Source organism: Paramagnetospirillum kuznetsovii (assembly GCF_003284725.1).
GTDB classification, from domain to species: Bacteria; Pseudomonadota; Alphaproteobacteria; order Rhodospirillales; family Magnetospirillaceae; genus Phaeospirillum; species Phaeospirillum kuznetsovii.
In genome coordinates this window covers 107617-132125 of the sequence record NZ_PGTO01000008.1, presented here as the reverse complement: position 1 = coordinate 132125, position 24509 = coordinate 107617, and the positions used below count along the sequence as shown (strand labels likewise).

Sequence of the window (24509 nt, the reverse complement as noted above, 5' to 3'; positions counted from 1 at the left end):
TCGGTCTGTTGGTCGCCCTCGTCCTGGCCGTGCCGGTCCAGGCCGACGTGGTCACCGGCTTGCCCGGCCCCGGCCGCGACAAGGTGGTGGCGCTGACCTTCGACGGCTGCGAGGGCCGGGGCGCCCCGGCCTTGCTGGATCAGTCCATCGTCACGGTTTTGGAGGCGGAACGGGTTCCCGCCACCCTGTTCGTCACCGGATTGTTCGCCCGGCGCAACGCCGAGGGTCTGAAGCGGCTGGCCGCCTCGCAGGGGGTGGAGGTGGAAAACCATTCCTTCGACCATCCCCAGCACATGGAACGCCTGGACGGCCCCGCCATCCGCAAGCAGATCGAGGACGCCGACCGGCTGATCGAGGAGGTCACCGGGCGCAAGCCCCGTTTCTTCCGCTTTCCGGCGGGCAACTACGATCCTGCGTCCTTGGCGGCGGTGGAGGGCACCGGCAAGACGGTGGTGCATTGGAGCTTCGCCTCGGGCGATCCCGTGCGGGGGCTGACCCCGGCGCATCTGCGCGACTATGTCCTGTCCAAGATACGGCCCGGCGCCATCCTGATCTTCCACATCAACGGACGGGCGCCCGCCACCGCCGAGGCCCTGCCCGGCATCCTGGCCGAATTGCGCAAGCGCGGCTACCGCTTCGCCCGGCTGGACGAGGTGGTGCCATGACCGCCTTCCCCCGCGAGCGCCATTCCCTGCCCGGCTGCCGCCTGCGGCCGCTGGAGCTGGCCGATCATCCCGCCATGGCCCGCTATTTGGCCGGGATGGACCCTTGGGCCAGCCTGGGCTATGGCGCCGAGGCGCTGGAACGCTATTTGGGGCGCGACGACGAGGCGCTGTACCGCTTCGCCGTCGAGCATGGCGACGATGATCAAGCCGGACTTCTGGCGCTTCGCTCGCCCTGGCTGCGCGGTCCCTATATCGAGCTGCTGGCCGTCTTTCCCGCCCATCAGGGCAAGGGGCTGGGGCGTGCCCTGATGGACTGGACCGCCGGACGGGCGGCGCAGGTGTCGGCCAATCTTTGGGCCTGTGTTTCCGGGTTCAATGCCTCGGCGCGCGGCTATTACGCCGCCCAGGGCTTCGTGGAGTTGGCCAGTCTGGACGATCTGGTCGCGCCCGGTTTCGCCGAAATCCTGGTCAGACGAAGGCTAGGCTGATCAGGGCGGCCAGCCCGAACACCACCAGCATGCCGCCCGACAGGTGGTTGAACAGCCGCATGCGATCCGGCGTGAAGCGCGACCGCGCCGCCGAGGCGACGCCCGACAGCACCAGCCACCACAGGGTGGAGCCACAGAAGATTCCCGCCACCAGCAGGGCCGATTGCGGCCCGCCCGGACGCACCGACGGGCCAAGGGCGGCGAAGACACCGGCGACGCCCAGGATGGTGCCGGGATTGGTGGCGGTGATGCCGAAGGTCAGCAGGAAATCCTTGAGCATGCCGGGGCCTTGGCCGGGAACCGCCTCGACGCCGATGGCCGCGCTGCGCCATGTATGGCCGCCCAGTCCAAGCATGAAGACGCCTCCCACCAGTTTCAGGGCGAAGACCTGGCCGTCGATGAAGCTCATCACCGCGCCGATACCGAAGGCCGCCACCGCGCCGAACAGGGTATCGGCCATGGCGGCCCCCAGCCCGGCGACGAAGGCCGCCAGCCTGCCGTCGGCCAGCGCCTTGCGGATGCACAGCACCCCCACCGGCCCGATGGGGGCGGCGATGGAAAAGCCGATGGCGATGCCGCGCAGGAAAGGGGTGATGTCCAAGAACCTGTTCTTCCGCCGACTGGAAAGCGGCGCCAGCAAAGACGAAAAGATCGGGATTGGCAATGGTGGATGCGGGCGGGACGCCCGCGCTCCCAGCCGGAATGGAACGCGGGCGTCCCGCCCGCCGGTGCCTACCGCATCCCCGCCTGCTTCAGCGAGCGGTCGATCCAGGCCTTGCCCAGCTTCTCCCAGGTGGAGTTCTGGCTGAGCCGTTCGTTGAGCGAGACGAAATCCACCTTGTCCAGCGGCTGGTCCTGATCGGCGCAGGTGAAGACGATCTTTTCCTCGCCGGTGACCGGATCCCTGTGGCGCTGGAGGCACTGGGCGCAGACTTCCTTCAGCATGCACTGCATGGGCGAGTTGATGGAGCCGATGGCGGTGTGGCCCTTGACCAGCCAGGGGGCGAGGCGATCGTGGCGCGCCTTGGCCACCGCCGCCATCATGCGGTCCGAGCCGATGGCGATGACGCGGTCCACCGCCTTGAGGTCGATGGCCTGATCGCCGAGGCGGCCCTCGCCATAGGCCACCATGGCCTCGACGATATTGCCGACGAAGGTCTTGTCCTGGGGGCGTCCGGGCTCGAAGGCATCGCCGCCGTCGACGCACCAGATCACCACATCGGCGGCCGCCTCGATATCGGGCACCTTGAAGCGGTCGAGGGCATTCTTGTAGCCCGCGAAATACAGCACCTTGGACCCGGCGGCGCGGAAGGCGTGGCCGATGGAGAACAGCACGGCGTTGCCCAGGCCGCCGCCCGCCAGCAGCACGGTCTCCTTGCCGCAGACATGGGTGGGCGCCCCGGTCGGCCCCATCAGGACCACCGGCTCGCCGGGGGTGAGATGGGCGACCAGATCGGATGAGCCGCCCATTTCCAGCACGATCAAGCCCACCAGCCCCTTGTCCACGTCCACCCAGGCGCCGGTCAGGGCCAGGCCTTCCATGGCGAGGCTGGCGCCCTGGACCTTGCGGGCCAGCATCTCGAAATTCTGCAGCCGGAAGAACTGGCCGGGGCGGAAGGCCTTGGCCGCCGATGGGGCCTTGATCACCACTTCGACGATGGTCTTGGTCAGGCGGTTGACCGCGTGGACGCTGGCGCGCAACTGCTCGTTCAGCCGGGCGATCAGCGCCTTGCTCGCCACGGCGGAAGCGGGGCGGCGCTCCATGGCGCGGGTCACCACCGGATGGCCCTGCTTGGCCGAGGCCATGGCGGAGACCACGTTGCCCGCGTAAGAGGGGTGCAGGTCGCCGAAGAAGCTGATGGTGCGGTCGAAGCCGTCCACGTGCATCAGCACCTGCGAGAGCCCCGGCTTGGCCAGCAGTTCCGGCTTGACCGGATGGCCGTCCTCGTCCACCGCCTGGAAGAACTTGCCGTCCAGGGTGATGTCGGATCGTTCGCGCGCCAGGCTGGTATTGGGCACGGTTCCGGCCGCCACCAGGATGGCGCGGGCGGGCAACCGGTGCGGCTGGCCGTCGCGGTCCTTGAGTTGGATGCCCGAGGCCGAGCCGAAATCATCCACCTCGATGGCCACGGGAGTCAGTCCCTCGGCGAAGCGAATACCCTCCTCCAGCGCCTTGGCGATTTCCTCGTGGTTGCGATAGGCGGGGCTGTCCACCAGACCGCGACGATAGGCGAGCGTGGCGCCGCCCCAGGATTGCAGCAGTTCGTGGATATGGGGCTCGCGGCCTTCCGAAGCGGCGGCGAGGCGCTCGGCCCGGATGGCGCGGGCATGGCCGATGAACTCGTCGGCGATCTCGTGATCTTCTTCCGACCAGTGCAGTCGCACCGCGTGCTCGCCGCGCTCGGCCACCAGCAGCTCGTGGCGGGACAGGAACTTCTCCACCTGGATGGGGTAATAGGCCAAAGCCTCGGTGCAGGTGTCCACGGCGGTCAGGCCGCCGCCGATCACCACCACCGGCAACCGCAATTGCAGATTGGCCAGGGTGTCGGCGCGGGCCGCGCCGGTCAGCTGCAAGGCCATCAGGAAGTCCGAGGCCTGGCGCACGCCGCGCGCCAGGCCGTTGGGCATGTCGAGAATGGTGGGCTTGCCCGCCCCCGTGGCCAGGGCCACATGGTCGAAGCCCATGGCGAAGGCGTCTTCCAGGGTGATGTTGCCGCCGAAGCGCACGCCGCCGAACAGGGCGAACTCGGCCCGGCGCTCCAGCAGCAGGCGGATGACGTCGAGGAAGTTCTTGTCCCAGCGCACCGTGATGCCGTATTCGGCGACGCCGCCGAAACCGCCCATCACCCGCTCGCCCAGCGGCTGCCACAGGGCGCGGATGTCGCGCACCGGCTTGAAGGCCACGCGCTTGCCATGGGGATCGACGCCGGACCGTTCGGCGGCCAGCGGCTCGATCTTCAATCCGTCGATGGCGACCACATGGTGGCCGTCCTGCATCAGATGATGGGACAGGGTATAACCGGCCGGTCCCATGCCCACCACCAGCACCTTGCGCCCCGAATCGGGCCTGGGCAGCGGGCGGCGGATATTGGCGGGGTTCCAGCGGGTCAGCAGGGAATAGACCTCGAAACCCCAGGGCAGTTCCAGCACGTCCTTCAGGGTGCGGGTCTCGGCTTCCGGGACATTGACCGGGTCGCGGTTCTGGTTCTGGTAGACGCAGGCGGTCATGCAGTCGTTGCAGATGCGGTGTCCGGTGCCCGCCGCCATGGGATTGTCGACGACGATGATGGCCAGGGCGGCCAGGGCATGGCCCGTGCCCTTGACCTCGTGCATCTCCGAGATCTTTTCCTCCAGCGGGCAGCCTTCCATGGTGACGCCGACGGCGTTCTTGGACAACGCGCCGGTCTTCTTGTCGGTCAGTCCCTTGGAGCAGGAATCGCGGCCCTGGTGGTGGCACAGGATGCAGTAGTTGATCTCGTCCAGGGCACCGGCCAGATCGGTGCCGGAATCGGTCAGGTTGAAGCCCTCGCGGCGGCGCAGATGGTCGGCCTCGACCGCCGCCACGCCGCAATGGTCCACCGGCACCGTCGCCACCATGGCCAGCGGGTCGTGCTTGGTGGGAATCTTGAACAGCACGCCGGAGGCATGGGATGTGCGGGCATTGGCGGCCACCTTGGCGGCGGCCAGTTTAGCGGCGAATTTCAGATCCTCGGCATGGGCGGCCTCGTCGTCGAGCCAGCCCAGCACCTTGCGGGCGAAGCCCAGTTCGCTGAAGGCCTCGCCGGTGCGCACCGCGTAGTCCAACGCCAGATAGTTGGGGTCCAGCGTGGCGGCCTCCTCGGCGGACACCTCCTTGACGGCGCGCTTTTGCACGAACAGACGCTTGGCCTGATAGAGCGGCGCCAGGGAGTCCTGGCGCTCGCGCAGTTCGGCGGTGGCGGCGCGGATGCCGAACAGCTCGGCCAGGAAATCGTCCAGATGAGGGGCGACGGCGATGATCAGCGCGGATTCATCCTTGGTCGCAAGAGCCTCCGGCACGGCGCGGGCCGCCAGCAGGCGGTCGCGCAAGGCGGCATCGGCGGCGCCGAGCGCCTCGAGAAAAGCCTGATCGATCCGTTCCAGACCCTGGCGTTCATAAAGCTCGGGAAACGAAATGCCATAGCCGAGGGCCGGATGGGTCATGTCCACACTCATGGTTGGGGAAGCCTTGGGAAAATCTAACAGATAAACCCTCATATGGCATTGTGTAGAATCCCTCACAACACCAAAATTTTTGTGGAGAATTGCTCCAGACGAGAAAGCGGTATCAAATCCGTTTACCGGCAGCCTTGAGTTTCGTCACGCCTTATGTAATCCCCTTCACAGTTGGCTATGATATTCGGCGCTATGGTGAGACCATCTCGGTTCATGTCCCGTGATCTGAAATTATCGAGCGATGTGATGAAGCCTTATGCATTCGCCTGCGCGGTCCTGATCCCCCTGCTGGCCGTGGGCGCGGCCATTGCGGAGGAAATCGGCAGCGTCTCGACCGTATTCAAGATGGTGGGCGCCAACGACAAGATCGTGGTGGAAGCCTTCGACGACCCGAAGGTGACGGGCGTCACCTGCTATCTGTCGCGGGCCAAGACCGGCGGCATCAAGGGATCATTCGGTGTCGCCGAGGATACCGCCGACGCCTCCATCGCCTGCCGCCAAGTCGGTCCCATCCACGTCGTCGAATCCTTGAAGGACGGCGATGTGGTGTTCAAGAAGGACACCTCGCTGCTGTTCAAGACCTTGCAGGTGGTGCGTTTCCACGACCGCAAGCGCGATGTCCTGGTCTATCTGGTCTACAGTGACAAGATCATCGACGGCTCGCCCAAGAACTCGGTCTCCGCCGTGGCCATGGAAAAGGGGTGGAAGCCGTGAACGCGATCCCGTTGCCCGAAGACCAATGCCGCCTTCGCGACGATCTGCTGGCGCGGCTGGCTCGCATCGACGACGCGCCCGCCATGCTGCATTTCATGGCCGAAGTGCTGCACGTCTTGTTGCGGCGTCAAAGCGACGAGCCGTTCCTGGCCGCCATTCAGGACGCCTTCGCCGCCGGTCTGGCGGGCCTGAGCTGGGAGGAGCAGAAGTCCCTGGCGGCCGAGGTCATCCGGGTGGTGATCGACAAGCGACCAGAAATCGCAAGGGCATGGCATGCGGCCGAGGAAGCCCGGCTGGAAGCGGAAAAGAACCCGCATCGCCGCGCGGTGGACATGCTGGACTTCGCGCACGATGCGCTGGACGAAACGCCTTACGACTTCGCCTCGGCCGAAGCGCGCATCGGCGATCACCTGACAGAGTTGATGGACCGCCGCCTGTCCCTCATGAAGGTTCCGGCCCCGGCCATTCCCTCCATCGGCTACAGCCATACCCAGCCCTTCTTCCTGTTCGATCCCAGATTCGGAGCGGTGCTGAAGGCCTTCGTCGCCGGGCCGCTGCTCAAGCGTTGCCGCATCGGCCTGGAACGCCGGGTCTATGTCAAGGTGGACCAGTCGGTGCTGACCGATCCGGAAAAGGCCAAGGCGTTCTGGACCGAGATGCGGCCGCTGGTGTGGAAGGCGGTGGATGCCCGTCTGGAAAAGTTCGCCCAGCACCATAAATCCGCCGAGACCAAGCTGGCCAACCAGCAAAAAGGGGTGGGCTTCGACCCCGAGGTCAAGATCGTGGACAAGGAAGTGGTCCGCGCCAAGACCTACAACATCATGGGGGTGGAATTCGCCCTGGGCAAGGAGACCACCACCAAGAAGGTCAAGGTGACGCTGCCGCCGGCCAACCAGCTGAACAAGGACGAGGAAGAGGCCTTGATGCTGATCGCCGAATTGCATGACGGTGCCGTCCATGCCGGAATCCGCCTGCCATTGACCGCCGATTTCCAGTTCCTGCGCACCCTGCTGGATTTCAACACCCGCCTGTTCGTGCAGTCCCGCGACGAATTGCTGGGGCTTGCCGGTCACGCCGAGACCACCACCCGCTTCCTGCGCGATCGCCTGCGCGAGGCCGAGAAGCATATGAACAACATCCTCGCCGATATCCTGGTGATGATGATGTTCACCCAGCACGGCGACATGCGGTTCGGTCTGGCGGAGTTCTATGCCGTCTGTGTCGGAGCGGCGCGCGACAAGAGTTCCATCGAGGCCAAGCGGCCGTTCATTCCCGCCGAATTGGCCCGACGTCCCAGCCAGCTGGCCATTCAGCTACGCGAAAGCCTGCGTCGCCGCCTGCATGTGGATGTGGTGCTGGGCGCGGCGGAACGCTATCTGGAATGTCACAAGGTCATGGGAAAAAAGCTTTACGGCGTTGAATTGGCCGAAGCCCGCGCCTTGATCGAGGCTTTCCCCATGGTCTTCGCCGGTGATCCCGAGGAAGCCGCTCTCGTCCAGGTCGGCCAAACCGTCTTGGACCTCATGGATGGCAAGATCGTCGATATTTCGGTCTGCCTGGTCCAGATCGGCCGACTCTACGACCGGGTCGGACGCAAGGCGACGGCGCAGGCGTGAACCCCCGCGCCGTCGGTTCCCGTGACTACTTCTTCTTCGGCTTGGACGCCTGGGCGCGGTCGATGGATTCCTGAATGATGGCGGCGGCCTTCTCCGGCCCGCCCCAACCCTTCAGATTGACCCACTTGCCCACTTCCAGATCCTTGTAGTGGACGAAGAAGTGTTCGATCTGCTGCACCAGGATCTTGGGCAGATCCTCGTAGCTGGTCACGCCGTCGTAGAACGGATGAAGCTTGGAATGGGGCACGGCCAGGATCTTCTCGTCCATGCCGCCTTCGTCTTCCATCATCAGGACGCCGATGGGGCGACAGCGCATCACCGCGCCGACGGCCACCGGAATGCGGCCCACCACCATCACGTCGGCCGGATCGCCGTCATCGGACAGGGTGTGCGGGATGAAGCCGTAGTTCACCGGGTAGTACATGGCGGTGTTGAGGAAGCGGTCCACATACATGGCGCCCGATTCCTTGCAGACTTCATATTTGACGGGGTCGCCGCGCAGCGGGATCTCGATGATCACGTTGATGTCGCGGGGCGGATTCTTGCCGATGGGGATCTTCTTGAGGTCCATTGCTGCTTGGTATCCCTAGTCTGAGAAGGCGCTCTCCGGCGCCGTGAAGGCATAGCCCAGGTCGCGGGCCACGGCCGGATGGGTGACCCGTCCGTGGTGAACATTGAGGCCCGCGCGGAAATGCGGGTCCTCGGTAAGCGCGCGGACAAGGCCCTTGTCGGCCAGTGCCAGCACGAATGGAAGGGTGGCGTTGTTGAGCGCGAACGCCGAGGTTCGCGCCACCGCGCCGGGCATGTTGGTCACACAGTAATGGACAACGCCCTCGTCTACAAAGGTCGGATTGGCATGGGTGGTCGGTTTCGAGGTGGCGAAGCAGCCGCCCTGGTCGATGGCCACATCCACCAGCACCGATCCCTTGCGCATGGCGGCCACCATGGGGCGGCTGACCAGCCGGGGTGCCGAGGCGCCCGGCACCAGCACGGCGCCGATCAGCAGGTCGGCCTCCAGCACATGGTGCTCGATATTGTCCAAGGTGGCGAAGGCGGTCTCCACCGTGTTCAGCAGCAATTCGTCGATCTGGGCCAGCCGCGCCAGCGAGCGGTCCAGCACCACCACGCGGGCGCCCAAGCCCACCGCCATGCGGGTCGCATTGCCGCCCACCACGCCGCCGCCCAGCACCACCACCTTGGCGGGGGCCACGCCGGGCACGCCGCCCAGCAGGACGCCGGAGCCGCCTTGCTCCTTTTCCAGGCAATGGGCGCCCACCTGAATGGACATCCGGCCCGCCACCTCGGACATGGGGGCCAGCAGGGGCAGGCGGCCCAGGGAATCGGTGACGGTCTCGTAGGCGATGGCGACGCAGCCCGACTTGACCAGGGCCTCGGTCTGGGCCGGATCGGGGGCGAGGTGGAGATAGGTGAAAAGAATCTGGTTCTCGCGCAGCAGGGCGAATTCGGCGGGCTGCGGCTCCTTGACCTTGACCACCAGATCGGCGGTGGCGAAAACCTCGGCCGCCGTGCCCAGGATCTCGGCCCCGGCGGCGCGATAGGCGGCATCGGAACAGCCGATTCCCTCGCCTGCACCGGTCTCGACCACCACCTGATGCCCGTGATGAACCAATTCACGCACCGAGCCCGGCGTCAGACCGACCCGGTACTCGTGACTCTTGATTTCCCTGGGGATCCCGACGCGCATGCCGACATGGCCTTTGGAATGATTCCTGAAACCAGCATGACCGCTTGGAGCTCCGGTTTCAACCCGGTTTGGAGCGGAGCGACCATGCGCGTTGAGCGCGCGCGCCGCGTGGCGCGAAAGCCAAGCGACCGGAGGGAGCGCCGACGACTGAGGCTATTGAACGTGCTGATTAACCCGGCTCTGCTGTCGCATCAGCCAGGGCAGCAGGACCAAAGCGGGGACGGTCACCACGGTGGTCAGGAAGAAGAAATCCACCCAGCCCAGCATATCGGCCAGCTTTCCGCTGGCCGACGCGAAGACGGTGCGGCCGACGGCGGTCAGCGATGACAGCAGGGCGTATTGGGTGGCGGTATAGGCGACGTTGCACAGGCCCGAGATATAGGCCACCAGGGCGGATCCGGCCATGCCCGCCGTCAGGTTCTCGGCGGCGACGCAGACCGCCAGGGCCCAGATGTTATGTCCGGCCATGGCCTGGACCACGTAGAACAGGTTGCCCAGCGATTGCAGCACCCCAAAGACCAACAGGGCGCGCATGACGCCCAGCCGCGCCACCAGGGCGCCGCCGATGATGGTGCCGAGGATGGTGGCGCCGAAGCCGAAGATCTTGCTGACCCAGGCGATCTCGTCCAGGCGGAACCCCATCTCGATATAGAGGGTATTGGCCATGGCCCCGGCCATGGCCTCGCCCATCTTATAGCCGATGACGAACAGCAGCACCGCCAGCCAGGCCGGGCGCGCCATCAGATCGGCGAAGGGGCAGACCACGGCGCCATACAGCCAGGCCGCCACATTGGCGGTGGCGCCCTTTAGCTGCGGGCGGCTGGCCAGGAATTCGGCGGCGCGGCGCTCGCGCTCCATGGTGGCGGCCGAGACCCTGATCTCCGGTTCCGGCCCCAGCAGCAGGACGGCCAGGCCCAGGGACAGCAGCGCCGCCATGGTGGCGTAGGCGGCGAACCAGCCGAAGCTTCCGGCGATCAGCAATGCCCCCGCCCCCGCCGCCAGCATGGCGAGGCGATAGCCGGTCTGGACCGCGCCCGCCCCCGGTCCTTGCTGGGAATCGTCGAGGATTTCCACCCGATAGGCGTCGATGACGATGTCCTGGCTGGCCGACAGGAAGGCCACCGCCACCGCCAGACTGGCGGTCAGCCACAAGTGCTTGAGCGGGTCGGTGGACCCCAGCGCCAGGATGGCGACGATCAGCAGCACCTGGATCAGCACCCCCCAGCCGCGCCTGCGACCCAGCAGCTTGGTCAGGATGGGCAGCGGCAGCCGGTCGATCAGCGGCGACCACAGGAACTTCAGGGCATAGGGGGTTCCCACCAGGGCGAAGATACCGATGGCGGTGCGCGAGATGCCTTCGCCCTTCAGCCAAGCCGACAGGGTGGAAAAGGTCAGCAGCAGCGGCAATCCGCTGGAAAATCCCAGCAGCAGCACCATCACCACCCGGCGATCGAGATAGGCGGCGAAGCCTTGTTTCCACCCATTCATCGGCATAAGGTAGTGGCGAGAGTTTGGGGATAAGACAAGGTATGGCCACCAGATGCTGTTGTTGGCGCAGTCTAGCAGGCTGAATGACGTCGCGCATCCCGCTCGTGGCCAAAATCCAACGGGGGTATCTCGACGGCGCCGCGTTGGCACGATTCTGGATCATTATGGGTCATTGGGGATGCCGTTGATCGTAAGAGCAATGCCTGGAAGGATCTTCTTGGCCGTCCACCGTCGGCAAATGCAGACAGACGCGCAACCTAAAGGCATGATCAATACTGGACGCCTTTCCAGATTCTCGTCGCTAATTTGGCGGCGGCGTCCTGCGAGATCCTTCAGACAAGCTTAGTTTGCGTGCTTTTGGCGGAAAAGTGTCATGCGATGTGATCTTAATTCGGCCTTGCCGCCAAATGACCAGCGGCGCCGCGAGAGTAAAAAAGAGCGATAGATCAACATGTCCCAGCCCCCCCCTTCATCGGCACCGACTAAAAAAAAATATAGCGTGATTTCTCTATTTTCCGGTGCAATGGGGCTGGATCTAGGACTAGATCGGCTCGGGCGATTCGAAATTCTTGCCTGCGTCGAGAAGGAAAAGTCGTTCTGCGACACGATTCGGGCAAATCATCGCGCGGGCCGATTACATCCTTCGCTTCAAATCTACGAAGGGGACATCCGACAATTCGATCCGCTACAAGTCCTTCAAGATTGCGGATTGAAACCCGGCGATGTCGATTTGGTGATAGGCGGGCCTCCCTGCCAATCATTTAGCACCGCAGGACGGCGTGGGACGGTTCAGGATCCGCGCGGAACCTTGTTGTGGGAATATCTGCGCTTCATCGAAGCGATTCGGCCGCGTTTTTTCATCATGGAGAACGTGCGGGGGTTGCTATCCGCCGGGCTGCGTCACCGTCCTATCGCTGAGCGTAACGGAAAGCCGCTTGAACCGGATGAAATGCCGGGCTCCGTTGTGAGGCTATTCGCCGATGATCTCCAAAAAATATCAGGCGGCCCATACCATATGGATTGCTTCGAGGTGAACGCAGTCAATTATGGCGCTCCACAACTCCGGGAGCGCGCGATCTTCATCGGCAACCGCTTTAATACGACAGTTGATTTTCCTGACCCTACCCACGGTCCAAAATCCTCGGAGGAAACTAGGACGCTCTTCGAGGCTTCGCACAAGCTTCAGCCATGGCGCACGTTAGGGGATGCCATCGGCCAATTGAACGAGCCTGGCGATGTGATTATGGATTTCAGCCCACGAAAGAAAAGCTTCCTCAGCATGGTTCCACCAGGCTCGAACTGGCGCAGCTTGCCGATACCGCTGCAACAAGAATCTATGGGCAAGGCGTGGTTTGCCAAGGGGGGGCGCTCGGGCTGGTGGCGACGTCTCAGCTACGACCTTCCGTGTCCCACATTAGTGACGATGCCCAACCATGCAAGCACTTCCCTTTGTCATCCAAGCGAGGTTCGCGCGCTTTCGCTTCGCGAATATGCGGCAATTCAGGAATTTCCCCTTAATTGGAAATTCAGCGGCACTGCGAGCCAGCAGTACGCCCAGGTGGGTAACGCCGTTCCTGTGCGCCTTGGCGAAGTCACAGGGCAAGTTGTCGCGCAGGCCATGGACAATCTGGCCGAACAGGATTGGCGACCAAACCCGCGCCCCCCGGACCACTATCGGGTCATCTACGTTCAATCACATGTCAGAACACGCCAATGGTTCAAGAAGGGCGAAACATTCGTTTGGTCAGACGGCGAAGAAAATGAACACGCGACTTATGAATCACCCCAGACGCTCCGCCGCGTCAGCGCTATGTGAGGATTGAAACGTGGCCCTGAGTTCTCGCAGCAATCCTTTTTTCAACGCCCTTAAATCACGGCGCCATAAATATGATCCCGCTGAAATTGGCCAACTCTTCGCCAAGGTTGACCAGCAGCGTATTGACCATCTTGCAAATGCTCTGACCGGCTATATCAGTACCAATTTGCCGGCTGCCTTTGAAAAGCGGGATGGTCTAGCAGACTACCGCACGAATCCATACGTGCTCATGACCTCAGCGAGCGTCATGGGTCTCGGAGACCCGGAAAAATTTGGTGACTTCCTTTTTAACAGCAAGCTCTACATGGCCTTGGAAACGTCCTTCGGCAAGCAGATTGAAGCCGCCTTTGTCGGGCAGTACCCAATCCAAGCGACGCAAAAGTGGACAGATGCACCGGAGAAAGTCGCCGAGTTCGCTGAACTGAATGGACTCAACCGAGAGGAACGCGCGCAGCAGCGCATTGGTTCCGTCTGGCGTGAGATAGACCGCTCTTGCGTTGTTGGCAACCGGCGGTACATGACCTCGATTAAAAGCGGCCCGAACACCATCAATGATACACAAGTCGCAGGGATGACCGCGGCAATCCTCAACAATTATCAAGCCTGGATGGCCGAAACCACGAAGACATATCCGCATGTTGATCAACTTGACATCGTTCTGGGCCTGACCTACGGAACCGATCGGACGACCAACAACAAGGAAAACCAGATTCTGGTGAAGCTTCTTCAACAGGGCTTTGTCGAAGAGGACGCGGGGACAAAGCCCGGTGTTTTGATTGACCATGCCACCCACCGCGTGCGCGTCTACCGCTGTATTGGGCGAGACTTCTGGGCCTTTATCGGCCAACCTGATGCGCCAGACACAACACAATACGTCTTTCTCGAAGTATTGCTTGCACTCTCGAAAGCGCTTGGGCAAGGTATCGCGGCTGCTGATCTCGAGATGCGGATCAATGCCAAATTGCAACATTTAGCGTTGGCACTGACAAAGCTGAAGTTCCCGAGGAACAGTCTACCTGAATGGGTTCGGGACGACTTCACGGAAAATCAGCTATTCTGGTTCGCGACGGCCATGACGGCGTTTTACGATGAGGGCATTTGATCGCCGAGCGCCTTAATACCTCACCCCGGTGAGGTAAAGCCCGTCCGCCTTGGCGGTCGGCCCGCCCGCCTTGCGGTCGCGGGCCTCCAGGGCGCGGGTCACGTCGTCGGGGCTCCACTTACCCAGGCCGACCTGTTGCAGGGTGCCCACCATGTTGCGCACCTGATGATGCAGGAAGGACCGGGCCTCGGCGATGATTCGGATCTCGTCGCCTTGGCGAGTCACCCGCAGCAGGTCCAAGGTCTTCATGGGCGACTGAGCCTGGCATTCGCGGGCGCGGAAGGTGGAGAAGTCGTGATGGCCGAGCAGCCGCTGGGCGGCGGCGTGCATGGCGTCGGCGTCCAGCGCCACGGGCACCCACAGCACCCGGTGCTTGTCCAGGGCGGGCGGCGAGCGGCGGTTGAGGATGCGGTAGAGATAGCTGCGGCCGGTGGCGGAGAAACGGGCGTGGAAATCGTCGCCGACCTGCTCGGCCGTCACCACCGCGACCGGATTGGCGCCCATATGATAGTTCAGCGCATCGCGCACCGTGTCGGCGGGATAGTCCTTGGCGAGGTCCAGATGAGCCACCTGCCCGGTGGCGTGCACGCCCGCGTCGGTGCGTCCGGCGGCATAGACGGCGACCGTTTGGCCGCTCAGCTTCGCGGCGGCGGCTTCCATCACCGCCTGGACCGAGGCACCGTTGTCCTGGCGCTGCCAGCCGACGAAGGGGGTGCCGTCGTATTCGACGAGAAGCTTGTAGCGGGGCATCAGCCCAGCACCGTTCCCTTGGGGATGGCATGGCCGCGCAGCATGTCCGCCGTGGTCATGGCCGCCTTGCCGGGCCGCTGCACCTTGACCGGCCGCAGCGCGTGCTTGCCGCAGGCCACGCTCAGCCGGTCGTCCAGCACGCATCCCGGCACGCCGTCGCTGGGGACCAAGGTCGCCTCCAGCACCTTGATACGCTCGTCGCCGAAGTCGAACCACACGCCGGGCCAGGGATTCAGCGCCCGGACCTTGCGTTCGATCTCGGTGGCGGGACGGGTCCAGTCGATGCGGCCCTCGTCCTTGGCCAGCTTGTGGGCGTAGGTGACGCCCTCGGCGGGCTGCGGCGTGGCGGGCAGGTTGCCGTCGTCCAGCCGGCCCAGCGCCTCGACGATCATGCGCGCGCCCATGGCGGCCAGCATGTCGTGCAGCCAGGGGGCGGTGGCGTCGGGCAACAGTAAAATACTTTCCCGCAGCAGCATGGCGCCGGTATCCAGCCCGGCATCCATCTGCATGATGGTGACACCGGTGTCGGGATCGCCCGCCATGATGGCCCGCTGGATGGGAGCGGCACCGCGCCAGCGCGGCAGCAGCGAGGCATGGACGTTGAGGCAGCCCAGCCGGGGGGCGTCCAGGATGGCCTGGGGCAGGATCAGGCCATAGGCGGCCACTACCGCCACATCGGCCTCCAGGGCGGCGAAGCTCTGCTGTTCCTCGGGCGATTTCAGGCTTTTCGGGGTGCGCACCGGGATGCCGCGCGCATGGGCGAAGGCATGGACCGGCGAGAGCTGTTCCTTGTGACCGCGCCCGGCGGGGCGCGGCGGCTGGGAATAGACCGCCGCCACCGTGTGGCCGGCGTCGAGCAGCGACTCCAGGATCGGGACCGAGAAATCGGGTGTCCCCATGAACACCAGCTTCATGCGGATTCCGCCTCCTTGCGCATCTTCAACAGCTTGCGCAGGATCATGTTGCGCTTGAGCGACGAGATGTGGTCGATGAACAAGATGCCGTCCAGGTGGTCCATCTCGTGCTGGATCACGGTGGCCAGCAACTCGGTGGCGTGGATTTCCTTCTGGGCGCCGCTCTCGTCGAGATAGCGCACCTTGACCTCGGCCGGGCGCACCACGTTGGAATAATGCTCGGGCACAGACAGGCAGCCTTCCTCGTAGGTACGGTCCTCATCCGAAGCCCAGACGATCTCGGGATTGGCCATGCGGATGGGGTTGCGGGTCTCCTCGGTCTTGCCGGTGTCCATGACGATCACCCGTTCCAGCACCCCGATCTGCGGCGCCGCCAGACCGATGCCCGGCGCTTTGTACATGGTCTCCATCATGTCGCTCATCAGGGCGCGGACGCGGTCGTCCACCGTCTCGACCCGCTTGGCCTTGGTCTTGAGGATGGGATTGGGAGCGGTCAGAATCGGAAGGACGGCCATGGCGCAAACCCTGAAGGAAATATCACCCTCCGACATAGGCCGGGGCGACCCGAGCGTCAAGCACGCTTCCCCATGAACGGCACTCGCGGTAGAACCTTTTCATGACCGAATCCCGTCCCCGCCTGCGCCTGTTCGTGCCGCATCCCCTCGCCGAGGGGGTGGCGGTGGCCTTGGATCGCGACCAGACTCACTATGTGGCCTCGGTGATGCGGGCCGCGCTGGGCGAGACCGCCTTGCTGTTCAACGGCAGGGACGGCGAATGGGCGGCACGTATCGACGGCCTCGCCAAGGCGGGCGCCGCCCTGGTGCCGTTGCGCCAGACCCGGCCGCAGGCGCCCGAGCCCGATCTGTGGCTGCTGAGCGCGCCGCTCAAGAAGGACCGCACCGATCTGGTGGTGGAGAAATCGGCGGAACTGGGCGTGTCGCTACTGTGGCCGGTGTTCACCCGGCGCACCAATTCCGGCCGCGTCAATGTGGAGCGCCTGCGCGCCCATCTGATCGAGGCGTCCGAGCAATGCGAACGTCTGACGGTGCCGCGCCTGGAAGAGCCCGCGCCGCTGGACAGGATCCTGGCGGCATGGCCCGACGGTCGCGTCCTGCTGTTCCTGGACGAGGCGGGCGGCGGCATGCCGTTGGCCGAGGCGGCGGCGGTCGGTCCGGCGGCGTTGCTGGTGGGGCCGGAAGGCGGCTTCGATCCCGACGAGCGTCGGCTGTTGCTGTCCAAGCCCTTCGTGCGGCCGGTGGGGCTGGGGCCGCGCATCCTGCGGGCGGAGACCGCCGCCATCGCCGCCCTGGCCATCTGGCAGGCCGTGGTGGGCGACGGCCGCTCACCTCCGCTTCGCTAGCCGCTCGGCGAAATCCTCGGGCGGCACCGGGCGGCTGTAATAGAAGCCCTGAACCACGGCACATCCCATTTCGCTCAGGAAGGCCAGTTGGGTGTCGGTCTCGACCCCCTCGGCCACCACGTCCAGCTTCAGGGTGCGGGCCAGGCCGATGATGGTCTGGACGATGGCGGCGTCTTCCGGGTCGGTGCCGAGATCGGACACGAAGGAACGGTCGATCTTGATGGTGCTGATGGGAAAGCGCTTGAGATAGGCGAGGCTGGAATAGCCGGTGCCGAAATCGTCCACCGAAACCCGCAACCCCAGATCGCGGATCTGCCGCAGGGTGATGATGGCCTTTTCCGGGCTTTCCATCACGGCGGATTCGGTCAGTTCCACCTCGATGGCGGTGCCGGGAATCCCGGCTTGGTTCAGAATGGCCTGGACGCGATCCACCAGGTCGAGGTCGCGGAACTGCCGCACCGACAGGTTGACGGATACCGTAATGGGGGGCAGTCCCGCCTGGCGCCATTGGGCGACCTGGCGGCAGGCCTCTTCCATCACCCAATAACCGATGGGAACGATCAGCCCGGTTTCCTCCGCCACCGGGATGAAGTCACCCGGCGAGACCAGCGTTCCGTCCGGCTTGCGCCAGCGGATCAGGGCCTCGGCGCCGCAGACCTCGCCGGTCGGCACATGAATCTTGGGCTGGTAGAACAGTTGGAATTCGCCGTTCTCCATGGCGCGGCGCAGGCTGGCTTCCATTTCCAGGCGCTCCACGGCGCGCTGGGTCATGGAGGGATCGAAGAAGCGATAGGTGCCGCGCCCCGCCGCTTTGGCCTGGTACATGGCGACGTCGGCATTCATCAGCAGTCCATTGGAATCCCGGGCGTCCTGGGGAAAGACGGCGATGCCGATACTGGTGCTGGAATGGACGGCATGACCGGCCAGGTCATGGGGCAGGGACAGGCTGGTGATGATCTTTTCGGCCACTTGGGCCACTTCGGTGGTGTCTTCGAAGTCGCTCAGGATGACGATGAATTCGTCGCCGCCCAGGCGGCCCACCGTATCGCTGCGGCGCACCGCGTCCTGAATGCGCAAGGCGGTGGATTGCAGCAGCTTGTCGCCTTCCTGGTGGCCCAGGCTGTCGTTGACCACCTTGAAGCGGTCGAGATCGAGGAACAGGACGGCCACTTGGCGGCCTTCGCGCTGGGCGATCTCGATGGCGTGTTCCAGGCGATCGCCCAGCAAGGCGCGGTTGGGCAGTCCGGTCAGGGCGTCATGATAGGCCTGATGGCGGATCTGCTCATCCTTGCGGCGCAGCTCGGTGACGTCGGTGAACACCGAGACGAAGCGGTTGTAGCGGCCATCGTCGCCGCGGATGGCCGAAATGGTCAGCCATTCCAGATAGGCCTCGCCGGATTTGCGCCGGTTCCACAATTCGCCCTGCCAGCCGCCGGTGGAGACGAGACTACGCCACAGCTCGGCATAGAACTGCTTGTCGTGGTGATGGGATTTCAGCAGGCGCGGGGTCTTGCCGACGGCCTCGTCCGCCGCATAGCCGGTAATCTCGGTGAAGGCGGGATTGACCGACAGGATGATGCCGTTGCCGTCGGTGATCAGGATGCCTTCCTGGGTGGTGTGGAAGACGCTGGCGGCCAGTTGCATCTCGGCTTCCGCCTGCTTGCGCTCGGTGATGTCGCGCCAGGTGCAGTAAATGGCCGGGCAGCCCTGCAGGGTGATGGCCGACAGGGTGACCTCGGCCAGGAATTCGCTGGAATCGGCGCGGGTGTGGACCCATTCGAAGCGGTGGATGCCCTTGTCCATGGCGGTCTGCATCATCTTCTCCGCCTTGGCGAACGAGGTCTGGCCGTCAGGCTGGAATTCGGGCGACAGCTTGGAGGGATGAATGTCGGTCAGTTCCGTCTTGGAGGAATAGCCCAGGAACCTGACCGCCGCGTTGTTGCATTCGATGAAGCGGTTGCCTTCGATGATCCAGGCCGGGTCGGGCGAGGATTCGAACAGGCTGCGCATGCGGCCTTCACTCTCCCGCAGATCCACCTCGGCTTGCCGGGTCTTGGTCACGTCGCGAATGATGGCCAGGGTGAAGGTCTCGCCGTTCATCTCGTAGCAATTGGCGTGAATTTCCATCTCGAAGACGGCGCCGTCCTGGCGGATGCCGCGGGTGACGTATTCGGCCTCCACCACCTCGCGCCGATTGCGGCGCTGGACGCGTTCGCGGACTTCGGCGCGGAAGTCCGGGGCGATGGTGTCGAGAACGCTGAGTTCGGCCAGCTGGGCCGCCGAGGAATAGCCAAACATCCGCAGATAGGCTGGATTGACCAGGACATAGCGGCCGTTGCGGTGAAGGCAGATGGCGTCGAGGGCATTGTCGATGATCGCCCGGAGGGTCTGCGCCGGATCGTCGCCAGCCTCCGCTTCACCGTGCATGGCCCCCCCCCCTCCACGACCAATCCCGTATACATAATATGGGACATGCCCGATTGCGGCCACTGTGGATTCGAGACATTGGATTTGCGGCGAGGCTGGTGCCATGATGCCGCCCCGTTCACGTCCATGGCGCCGAGACACCCATGCCCCCCAAGCACAATCCGCTCAAGCTCAATCCCCTCCAGATGAAGACGCTGGTCCTGTTCCAGGAATTGGCGCGCCATCCCGAATCCTCAAGCCCGCTGGACAGCGGCGATGTGTTTCTCAGCCAACTGCCCCATCCCCACGGCAATCACTTTCATGTGGGCCATAAGGTGGCGCTGTCCAAGGACGCCAGCGGGCTGACCAACCAGGCGGTATGGACGGTGCTGGAACGCAAGGGCCTGATCAAGGCCAGCTTTCCGGTGGCCGTGACCTTGACCGCCGCCGGGATCGCCTATGATACTGGCATCGCCGATCAGATTCTTCACGGTTCCGACCACTGATGCCCTACACGGTCAAGGAAGTCTTCCTGACGCTGCAAGGCGAGGGCGCCCAGGCCGGTTGCGCCGCCGTGTTCCTGCGCTTCGCCGCCTGCAATCTGTGGAACGGCCGCGAGGAGGATCGCGCCACGGCGGCCTGCCGCTTTTGCGACACGGATTTCGTCGGCGGCGAGAAATTCCCCGACGCCGAGACCCTGACCGAGCGGGTCGCGGGATTGTGGCCGGTGGGGCAAGGATCGCGATTGGTGGTGATCACCGGCGGCGAGCCCGCCCTGCAACTGGATCAGGTGCTGGTGGACGCCCTGCATGACCGGGGGTTCCGGGTCGCCATCGAGACCAACGGCACCCTGGCGCTGCCCGACGGCATCGACTGGGTCTGTGTCAGCCCCAAGGCCGGAACCCAACTGGTGGTGACCCAGGGCGACGAGCTGAAGCTGGTCTTCCCCCAGCCCGGCCTGGATCCGGCCGGATTCGAATATCTCGGCTTCAGCCATCTGCTGCTCCAGCCCATGGACGGACCGGAGCGGGACGCCAATACCCAGGCCGCCATCCGCCATTGCTTGACTCATCCGCGCTGGCGTCTCAGTTTGCAGACACACAAGATCATCGGAATCGCCTGATGCCCGCCTTTCGAGTCAGCCGCCGCATCGAGATCGATGCCGGCCATCGCATCATGACCCACGGCTCCAAGTGCCGGAACCTGCACGGCCACCGCTATGTCATCGAGGCCGAGTGCGAGGCCCGGCAGCTGCATGCCGACGGCGAACAGACCGACATGGTGGTGGATTTCGGCTTCCTCAAGGAAGAGATGATGCGCCTGATCGACGCGCCCTGCGATCACGGCTTCATCGCGGCTTCCGCCGATGACGAGTTGCTGTCGCTGTTCGCGCCACAGGGGCGCGACGCCGATCCCTGGCTGGCCGAGATCAGGGGCAAGGTCGCGGCAAGCGGCGCGGCGCTGACCGTCGAGACCCGCATGCTGACCAAGCTTTACGTGGTGCCGTTCCAGCCCACCGCCGAATGTCTCGCCAAGCACTGGTACGGACTGCTGGCCGAGCCGGTGAAAAGCCGCTCCGACGGCTGCGCCCGGCTGGTCTCGCTCCGCGTCTGGGAAACGCCAAACTGCATGGCCGAATACGCGCCGGGGTGATTATTTCCCGCGTTCAAGCGCCCGCCACGCGATGTCGCGGCGGCAGAAGCCTTGCGGCCAGTCCAGCTTGTCCACCGCCTGATAGGCCCGCTCGCGCGCCTCGCTGACCGTCTTGGCCGTCGCGGTGACGCCCAGCACGCGGCCGCCGGTGGCGACGACCTTGCCGTCCTTCAGGGCGGTTCCGGCATGGAACACGGTGACGCCCTCGACCGCGCCCGCCGCATCCAATCCGCCGATGACGGTGTTCTTGTCATAGGCGCCGGGATAGCCCTTGGCCGCCATGACCACCACCAGGGCGGGGTCGTCGTGCCAGTCCAGATGGATGCCGTCCAGCTTGCCCTCGGCCCCGGCCAGCAACACCGGCAGCAGATCGGATTTCAGGCGCGCCATCAACACCTGGCATTCGGGGTCGCCGAAACGGACATTGTATTCCAGCAGCTTCGGCCCTGACGCCGTCACCATGATTCCGGCGAACAGGACGCCGGTATAGGGCTTGCCCGCATCAGCCATCGCCTTGACCAGCGGCAGGATGGATGTGCGCATGATTTCTGCCTGGATTTCCGGCGTGACCACCGGGGCGGGGGAATAGGCGCCCATGCCGCCGGTATTGGGGCCGGTATCGCCGTCGCCCACCCGCTTGTGGTCCTGGGCGGCCACCAGGGGGAGAGCGGTGGCGCCGTCGCAGAGCGCGAAGAAGCTGCACTCCTCGCCGTCAAGGAATTCCTCGATCACCAGTTCGTCGCCTGCGGTCCCGAACACTTTGTCGCCCATCATCATGTCGACGGCGGCCAGGGCCTCGTCCAGGCTCATGGCCACCACCACGCCCTTGCCCGCGGCCAGCCCATCGGTCTTGACCACGATGGGAGCGCCCTTGGCGCGGATGAAGCTCTTGGCGGCCTCCATGTCGGTGAAGCGGCCGTACCACGCGGTGGGCACGCCCGCCTTGGACGCCATGTCCTTCATGAAGCCCTTGGAGCCCTCCAGCTCGGCGGCGGCGGCCGAGGGGCCGAATACCTTGATGCCCTCGGCGCGGCACGTGTCGGCAAGGCCCAGCACCAGCGGCGCTTCCGGGCCTATCACCACCAGATCGACGGCATTGGCTTTGGCGAAGGCGACCAGCTCGTCCACCTTCTCGGCCCCGATGGCGACGCAGTCGGCGACGGCGGCGATCCCGGCATTGCCCGGCGCGCACCACAGTTTGGCGAGCAGGGGGGACTGCTTCAGCTTCCAGCACAGGGCATGCTCACGCCCGCCCGAACCGACCACCAGGACTTTCATCGCCAGACTCCCTTGAAACCGTGGCCGGGTTTTAGCACTTCCGTCCCCGTTTGCAAATCGGCCCGCCACGGGCCATCATCCCCCCATGACCGACGAGCCAGCCCCCAGATCCAATATTCCCGAATACTCGGTCAGCGAGTTGTCGGGCTCCTTGCGCAAGACGGTGGAGGAGACCTTCTCCTTCGTGCGCGTGCGGGGCGAGATCTCGGGCTTCAAGCGCCATTCCTCCGGCCATATGTATTTCGCCCTCAAGGATCCCGAGGCGGTGCTGGACGCCGTGTGCTGGCGCGGCCAGGCCAGCCGTCTGGGCATCAATCCGGAAGACGGCATGGAGGTCATCGCCACCGGGCGGCTGACCACCTATCCGGGGCGCTCCAAATACCAGATGGTGGTGGAACGCATGGAACTTGCGGGGCAGGGCGCCCTGCTGAAGCTGCTGGAAGACCGCAAGAAGCGGCTGATGGCCGAAGGCCTGTTTGCCCCCGAGCGCAAGCGTCCCATTCCTTTCCTGCCCGACGTGATCGGCGTGGTGACCTCGCCCACCGGGGCGGTGATCCGCGATATCCTCCACCGGCTGGCCGAACGCTTTCCTCGCCATGTGCTGCTGTGGCCGGTGGCGGTGCAGGGAGAGGGCGCCGCCGCCCAGGTGGCGGCAGCCATTCGCGGCTTCAATGCCTTGGCCCCGGGCGGCGCGGTGCCGCGCCCCGATGTGCTGATCGTGGCGCGCGGCGGCGGTTCGCTGGAAGACCTGATGGCCTTCAACGAGGAAGTCGTGGTGCGCGCCGCCGCCGAATCCGAGATTCCGCTGATCTCGGCGGTGGGTCACGAGACGGATACCACCCTGATCGACTTCGCGTCCGATCTGCGCGCCCCCACGCCGACCGCCGCCGCCGAGAAGGCGGTGCCGGTGCGCGCCGAGCTGATCGCCGGTCTGGCCGAGCAGCAGGCCCGTCTGGTGGGCGCCATGATGCGCGGGCTGGCCGATCGCCAGGGCCGTGTGGCCCAGACCTTCCGCGCCATTCCCCATCCCCGCCGGGTGATCGAGGATTGCGCCCGGCGCCTGGATGACCGGGGCGAGCGGCTGGACAATGCGCTGCCCAATCTGGTGGAGCGCCGCCGCATCGAGCTGGACCGGCTGTCGGCTCGCCTCGCCCACGGGCTGCGCGCCGCCCGCGCCGCCGGGCAGGCCCTGGCGGAGCGCGAGGCTCTGCAATTGGATCAGCTATCGCGGCGCCTGAGCGAAGCCATGCCAAGGCTGCTGGATGACCGGGCCTTGCGGGTGGAAAACGCGGGAAAGCTGCTGGAGAGCTATTCCTACCGCAAGGTGCTGGAGCGCGGCTATGCCGTCATCCGAGACGAGCACGGCCATCCGGTGGTCGCGGCCGCCGAGGCCAGGCCAGGGGCGGTGGTGGCGGTGGAATTCAGCGATGGGGTGGTCCAGGCGGTGATGCAGGGCAAGCCCTCGCCAAGTGCGCCCAAAATGCGCAAACCCCCGCCGCCCGACGGGCGACAGGGGAATTTGCTGTAACGGATGGGGATGGGCCTACTTCGCCCGTGTGGTGGCGTAGACGCCGCGCTGTTCGGGAACCGGCTTGAACTTATCCGAGATGCCCAGCACCGTTTCGGCGCCGCCAAGATAAAGGAAGCCGTCATCGGGCATGATCCGGCTGACGTTTTCCAGCACGCGGGTCTTGGTGGGCTGGTCGAAATAGATCAGCACGTTGCGACAGAACACCACGTCGAAATTGCCCAGCGGCTTCAGGTCATGCAACAGGTTGTATTCGCGGAAGGTCACCATGGCGCGGATGGCCGGGTCGATCTGCCACATCTCGGCGGTCTTCTTGAAATACTTCACCAGCAGTTGGATCGGCAGGCCGCGTTGCACCTCGAACTGGGAATACAGACCCGCCTTGGCCTTTTCCAGCATCTCGGTGGAAATATCGGTGCCGACGATCTCGATCCGCCACCCGGCCAGCTTGGCACCTTCTTCCTTCAGGACCATGGCCAGGGTATAGGCCTCTTGTCCCGAGGAGGAGGCGGCCGACCAGATGCGCAACGTCTTCGGGCCGCCGCGGGCGGCGAGCATGTGCGGCAGCACCAGCGCCTTGAACTGGTCGAACGGCTTGATGTCGCGGAAGAAGAACGACTCGTTGGTCGTCATGGCCTCCGTCACTTCGCGCAGCAGGTCTTCCCCCGCCGTCCGCAGGCCGGACACCAAGTCGTCCAATCCCTTGAGGCCGCGCTTGCGCGCCACCGGGGTCAGACGGCTTTCGAGCAGATAGGCCTTGTCGCGGGTAATGATCAGACCAGAGCGGTCCTTGAGCATCTTGGCGACATAATCGAAATCTTCGGGCCGCATG

At 64.8% G+C, this 24509-nt stretch carries 22 protein-coding genes; 11 read left to right on the top strand and 11 right to left on the bottom strand.

Annotated elements, in window-relative coordinates; translation table 11 throughout:
• Nucleotides 1-8: 8 nt before the first annotated feature.
• Nucleotides 9-665 (top strand): polysaccharide deacetylase family protein, encoded by a 657-nt coding sequence (locus CU669_RS12230; RefSeq protein ID WP_161539660.1) that lies wholly within the window; start codon nucleotides 9-11, stop codon nucleotides 663-665.
• Entirely contained in the window at nucleotides 662-1153 is a 492-nt protein-coding gene (locus tag CU669_RS12225; protein ID WP_112145048.1) for a GNAT family N-acetyltransferase, read from the top strand. The genes CU669_RS12230 and CU669_RS12225 overlap by 4 nt, the downstream gene beginning before the upstream one ends.
• Here CU669_RS12225 and CU669_RS12220 read toward each other — a convergent pair.
• Complete coding sequence (locus CU669_RS12220; RefSeq protein WP_112145118.1) at nucleotides 1134-1754, bottom strand: LysE family translocator; 621 nt, start codon at nucleotides 1752-1754, stop codon at nucleotides 1134-1136. The genes CU669_RS12225 and CU669_RS12220 overlap by 20 nt on opposite strands.
• Before the next feature lie 131 nt (nucleotides 1755-1885).
• A complete protein-coding gene (locus CU669_RS12215) occupies nucleotides 1886-5335 on the bottom strand; it encodes an FAD-dependent oxidoreductase (protein ID WP_192884612.1) in 3450 nt (1149 codons plus the stop codon).
• Between the two features lie 258 nt (nucleotides 5336-5593).
• Here CU669_RS12215 and CU669_RS12210 point away from each other — a divergent pair, with 258 nt between their 5' ends.
• On the top strand, nucleotides 5594-6061 hold the full coding sequence (locus CU669_RS12210) for a CreA family protein (RefSeq protein ID WP_112145044.1): 468 nt from the start codon (nucleotides 5594-5596) through the stop codon (nucleotides 6059-6061).
• Nucleotides 6058-7677, top strand: coding sequence for a hypothetical protein (locus CU669_RS12205; RefSeq protein WP_112145116.1), 1620 nt, complete (start codon nucleotides 6058-6060; stop codon nucleotides 7675-7677). Before CU669_RS12210 ends, CU669_RS12205 begins: the two co-directional genes overlap by 4 nt.
• A 25-nt stretch (nucleotides 7678-7702) precedes the next feature.
• On the opposite strand, the gene ppa is transcribed toward CU669_RS12205, so the two are convergent.
• The 3 genes from ppa to CU669_RS12190 all read right to left on the bottom strand — a co-directional run bounded on the left by ppa (nucleotide 7703) and on the right by CU669_RS12190 (nucleotide 10876).
• Nucleotides 7703-8248, bottom strand: coding sequence for an inorganic diphosphatase (gene ppa, locus CU669_RS12200; protein WP_112145042.1), 546 nt, complete (start codon nucleotides 8246-8248; stop codon nucleotides 7703-7705).
• A gap of 15 nt (nucleotides 8249-8263) precedes the next feature.
• On the bottom strand, nucleotides 8264-9382 hold the full coding sequence (gene ald, locus CU669_RS12195; protein ID WP_112145040.1) for an alanine dehydrogenase: 1119 nt from the start codon (nucleotides 9380-9382) through the stop codon (nucleotides 8264-8266).
• Between the two features lie 153 nt (nucleotides 9383-9535).
• Nucleotides 9536-10876 carry an AmpG family muropeptide MFS transporter gene (locus CU669_RS12190; protein WP_112145038.1) on the bottom strand — a complete coding sequence of 447 codons (1341 nt, stop codon included), beginning with the start codon at nucleotides 10874-10876 and terminating at the stop codon, nucleotides 9536-9538.
• Between the two features lie 445 nt (nucleotides 10877-11321).
• Here CU669_RS12190 and CU669_RS12185 point away from each other — a divergent pair, with 445 nt between their 5' ends.
• Together CU669_RS12185 and CU669_RS12180 are read left to right on the top strand one after the other, a co-directional pair.
• Nucleotides 11322-12686, top strand: coding sequence for a DNA cytosine methyltransferase (locus tag CU669_RS12185; protein WP_112145036.1), 1365 nt, complete (start codon nucleotides 11322-11324; stop codon nucleotides 12684-12686).
• 10 nt (nucleotides 12687-12696) lie between these two features.
• Nucleotides 12697-13788, top strand: a complete 1092-nt coding sequence (locus tag CU669_RS12180) for a PmeII family type II restriction endonuclease (protein WP_146747733.1) — start codon at nucleotides 12697-12699, stop codon at nucleotides 13786-13788.
• Nucleotides 13789-13800: 12 nt separating this feature from the next.
• On the opposite strand, the gene truA is transcribed toward CU669_RS12180, so the two are convergent.
• From truA to def, 3 genes are read right to left on the bottom strand one after another with little or no spacing between them, the layout of a single operon-like run.
• Complete coding sequence (truA, locus tag CU669_RS12175) at nucleotides 13801-14538, bottom strand: tRNA pseudouridine(38-40) synthase TruA (protein WP_112145032.1); 738 nt, start codon at nucleotides 14536-14538, stop codon at nucleotides 13801-13803.
• On the bottom strand, nucleotides 14538-15452 hold the full coding sequence (gene fmt / locus CU669_RS12170; protein ID WP_112145030.1) for a methionyl-tRNA formyltransferase: 915 nt from the start codon (nucleotides 15450-15452) through the stop codon (nucleotides 14538-14540). The genes truA and fmt overlap by 1 nt, the downstream gene beginning before the upstream one ends.
• A complete protein-coding gene (def, locus tag CU669_RS12165; protein ID WP_112145028.1) occupies nucleotides 15449-15967 on the bottom strand; it encodes a peptide deformylase in 519 nt (172 codons plus the stop codon). Before def ends, fmt begins: the two co-directional genes overlap by 4 nt.
• Before the next feature lie 101 nt (nucleotides 15968-16068).
• Here def and CU669_RS12160 point away from each other — a divergent pair, with 101 nt between their 5' ends.
• A complete protein-coding gene (locus CU669_RS12160; RefSeq protein ID WP_112145026.1) occupies nucleotides 16069-16812 on the top strand; it encodes a 16S rRNA (uracil(1498)-N(3))-methyltransferase in 744 nt (247 codons plus the stop codon).
• Here the strand turns inward: CU669_RS12160 and CU669_RS12155 are convergent.
• Nucleotides 16795-19239: a sensor domain-containing protein gene (locus CU669_RS12155; protein WP_161539659.1), complete on the bottom strand. Its 2445-nt coding sequence runs from the start codon at nucleotides 19237-19239 to the stop codon at nucleotides 16795-16797. The genes CU669_RS12160 and CU669_RS12155 overlap by 18 nt on opposite strands.
• Nucleotides 19240-19382: 143 nt before the next feature.
• Here CU669_RS12155 and CU669_RS12150 point away from each other — a divergent pair, with 143 nt between their 5' ends.
• The 3 genes from CU669_RS12150 to CU669_RS12140 are packed head-to-tail and all read left to right on the top strand — an operon-like array spanning nucleotide 19383 to nucleotide 20871.
• Entirely contained in the window at nucleotides 19383-19724 is a 342-nt protein-coding gene (locus tag CU669_RS12150) for a hypothetical protein (protein WP_112145022.1), read from the top strand.
• On the top strand, nucleotides 19724-20341 hold the full coding sequence (queE, locus tag CU669_RS12145) for a 7-carboxy-7-deazaguanine synthase (protein ID WP_112145020.1): 618 nt from the start codon (nucleotides 19724-19726) through the stop codon (nucleotides 20339-20341). The genes CU669_RS12150 and queE overlap by 1 nt, the downstream gene beginning before the upstream one ends.
• On the top strand, nucleotides 20341-20871 hold the full coding sequence (locus CU669_RS12140) for a 6-carboxytetrahydropterin synthase (protein ID WP_112145018.1): 531 nt from the start codon (nucleotides 20341-20343) through the stop codon (nucleotides 20869-20871). Before queE ends, CU669_RS12140 begins: the two co-directional genes overlap by 1 nt.
• On the opposite strand, the gene purD is transcribed toward CU669_RS12140, so the two are convergent.
• The gene (purD, locus tag CU669_RS12135; RefSeq protein ID WP_112145016.1) at nucleotides 20872-22149 is read right to left on the bottom strand and encodes a phosphoribosylamine--glycine ligase; all 1278 of its coding nucleotides are present in this window, start codon (nucleotides 22147-22149) and stop codon (nucleotides 20872-20874) included.
• A gap of 85 nt (nucleotides 22150-22234) precedes the next feature.
• Between purD and xseA the strand changes: the two genes are divergently transcribed.
• Nucleotides 22235-23677, top strand: coding sequence for an exodeoxyribonuclease VII large subunit (xseA, locus tag CU669_RS12130; RefSeq protein WP_112145015.1), 1443 nt, complete (start codon nucleotides 22235-22237; stop codon nucleotides 23675-23677).
• Between the two features lie 15 nt (nucleotides 23678-23692).
• On the opposite strand, the gene CU669_RS12125 is transcribed toward xseA, so the two are convergent.
• Entirely contained in the window at nucleotides 23693-24508 is an 816-nt protein-coding gene (locus CU669_RS12125; RefSeq protein WP_112145013.1) for a CheR family methyltransferase, read from the bottom strand.
• Nucleotide 24509 lies beyond the last annotated feature (1 nt).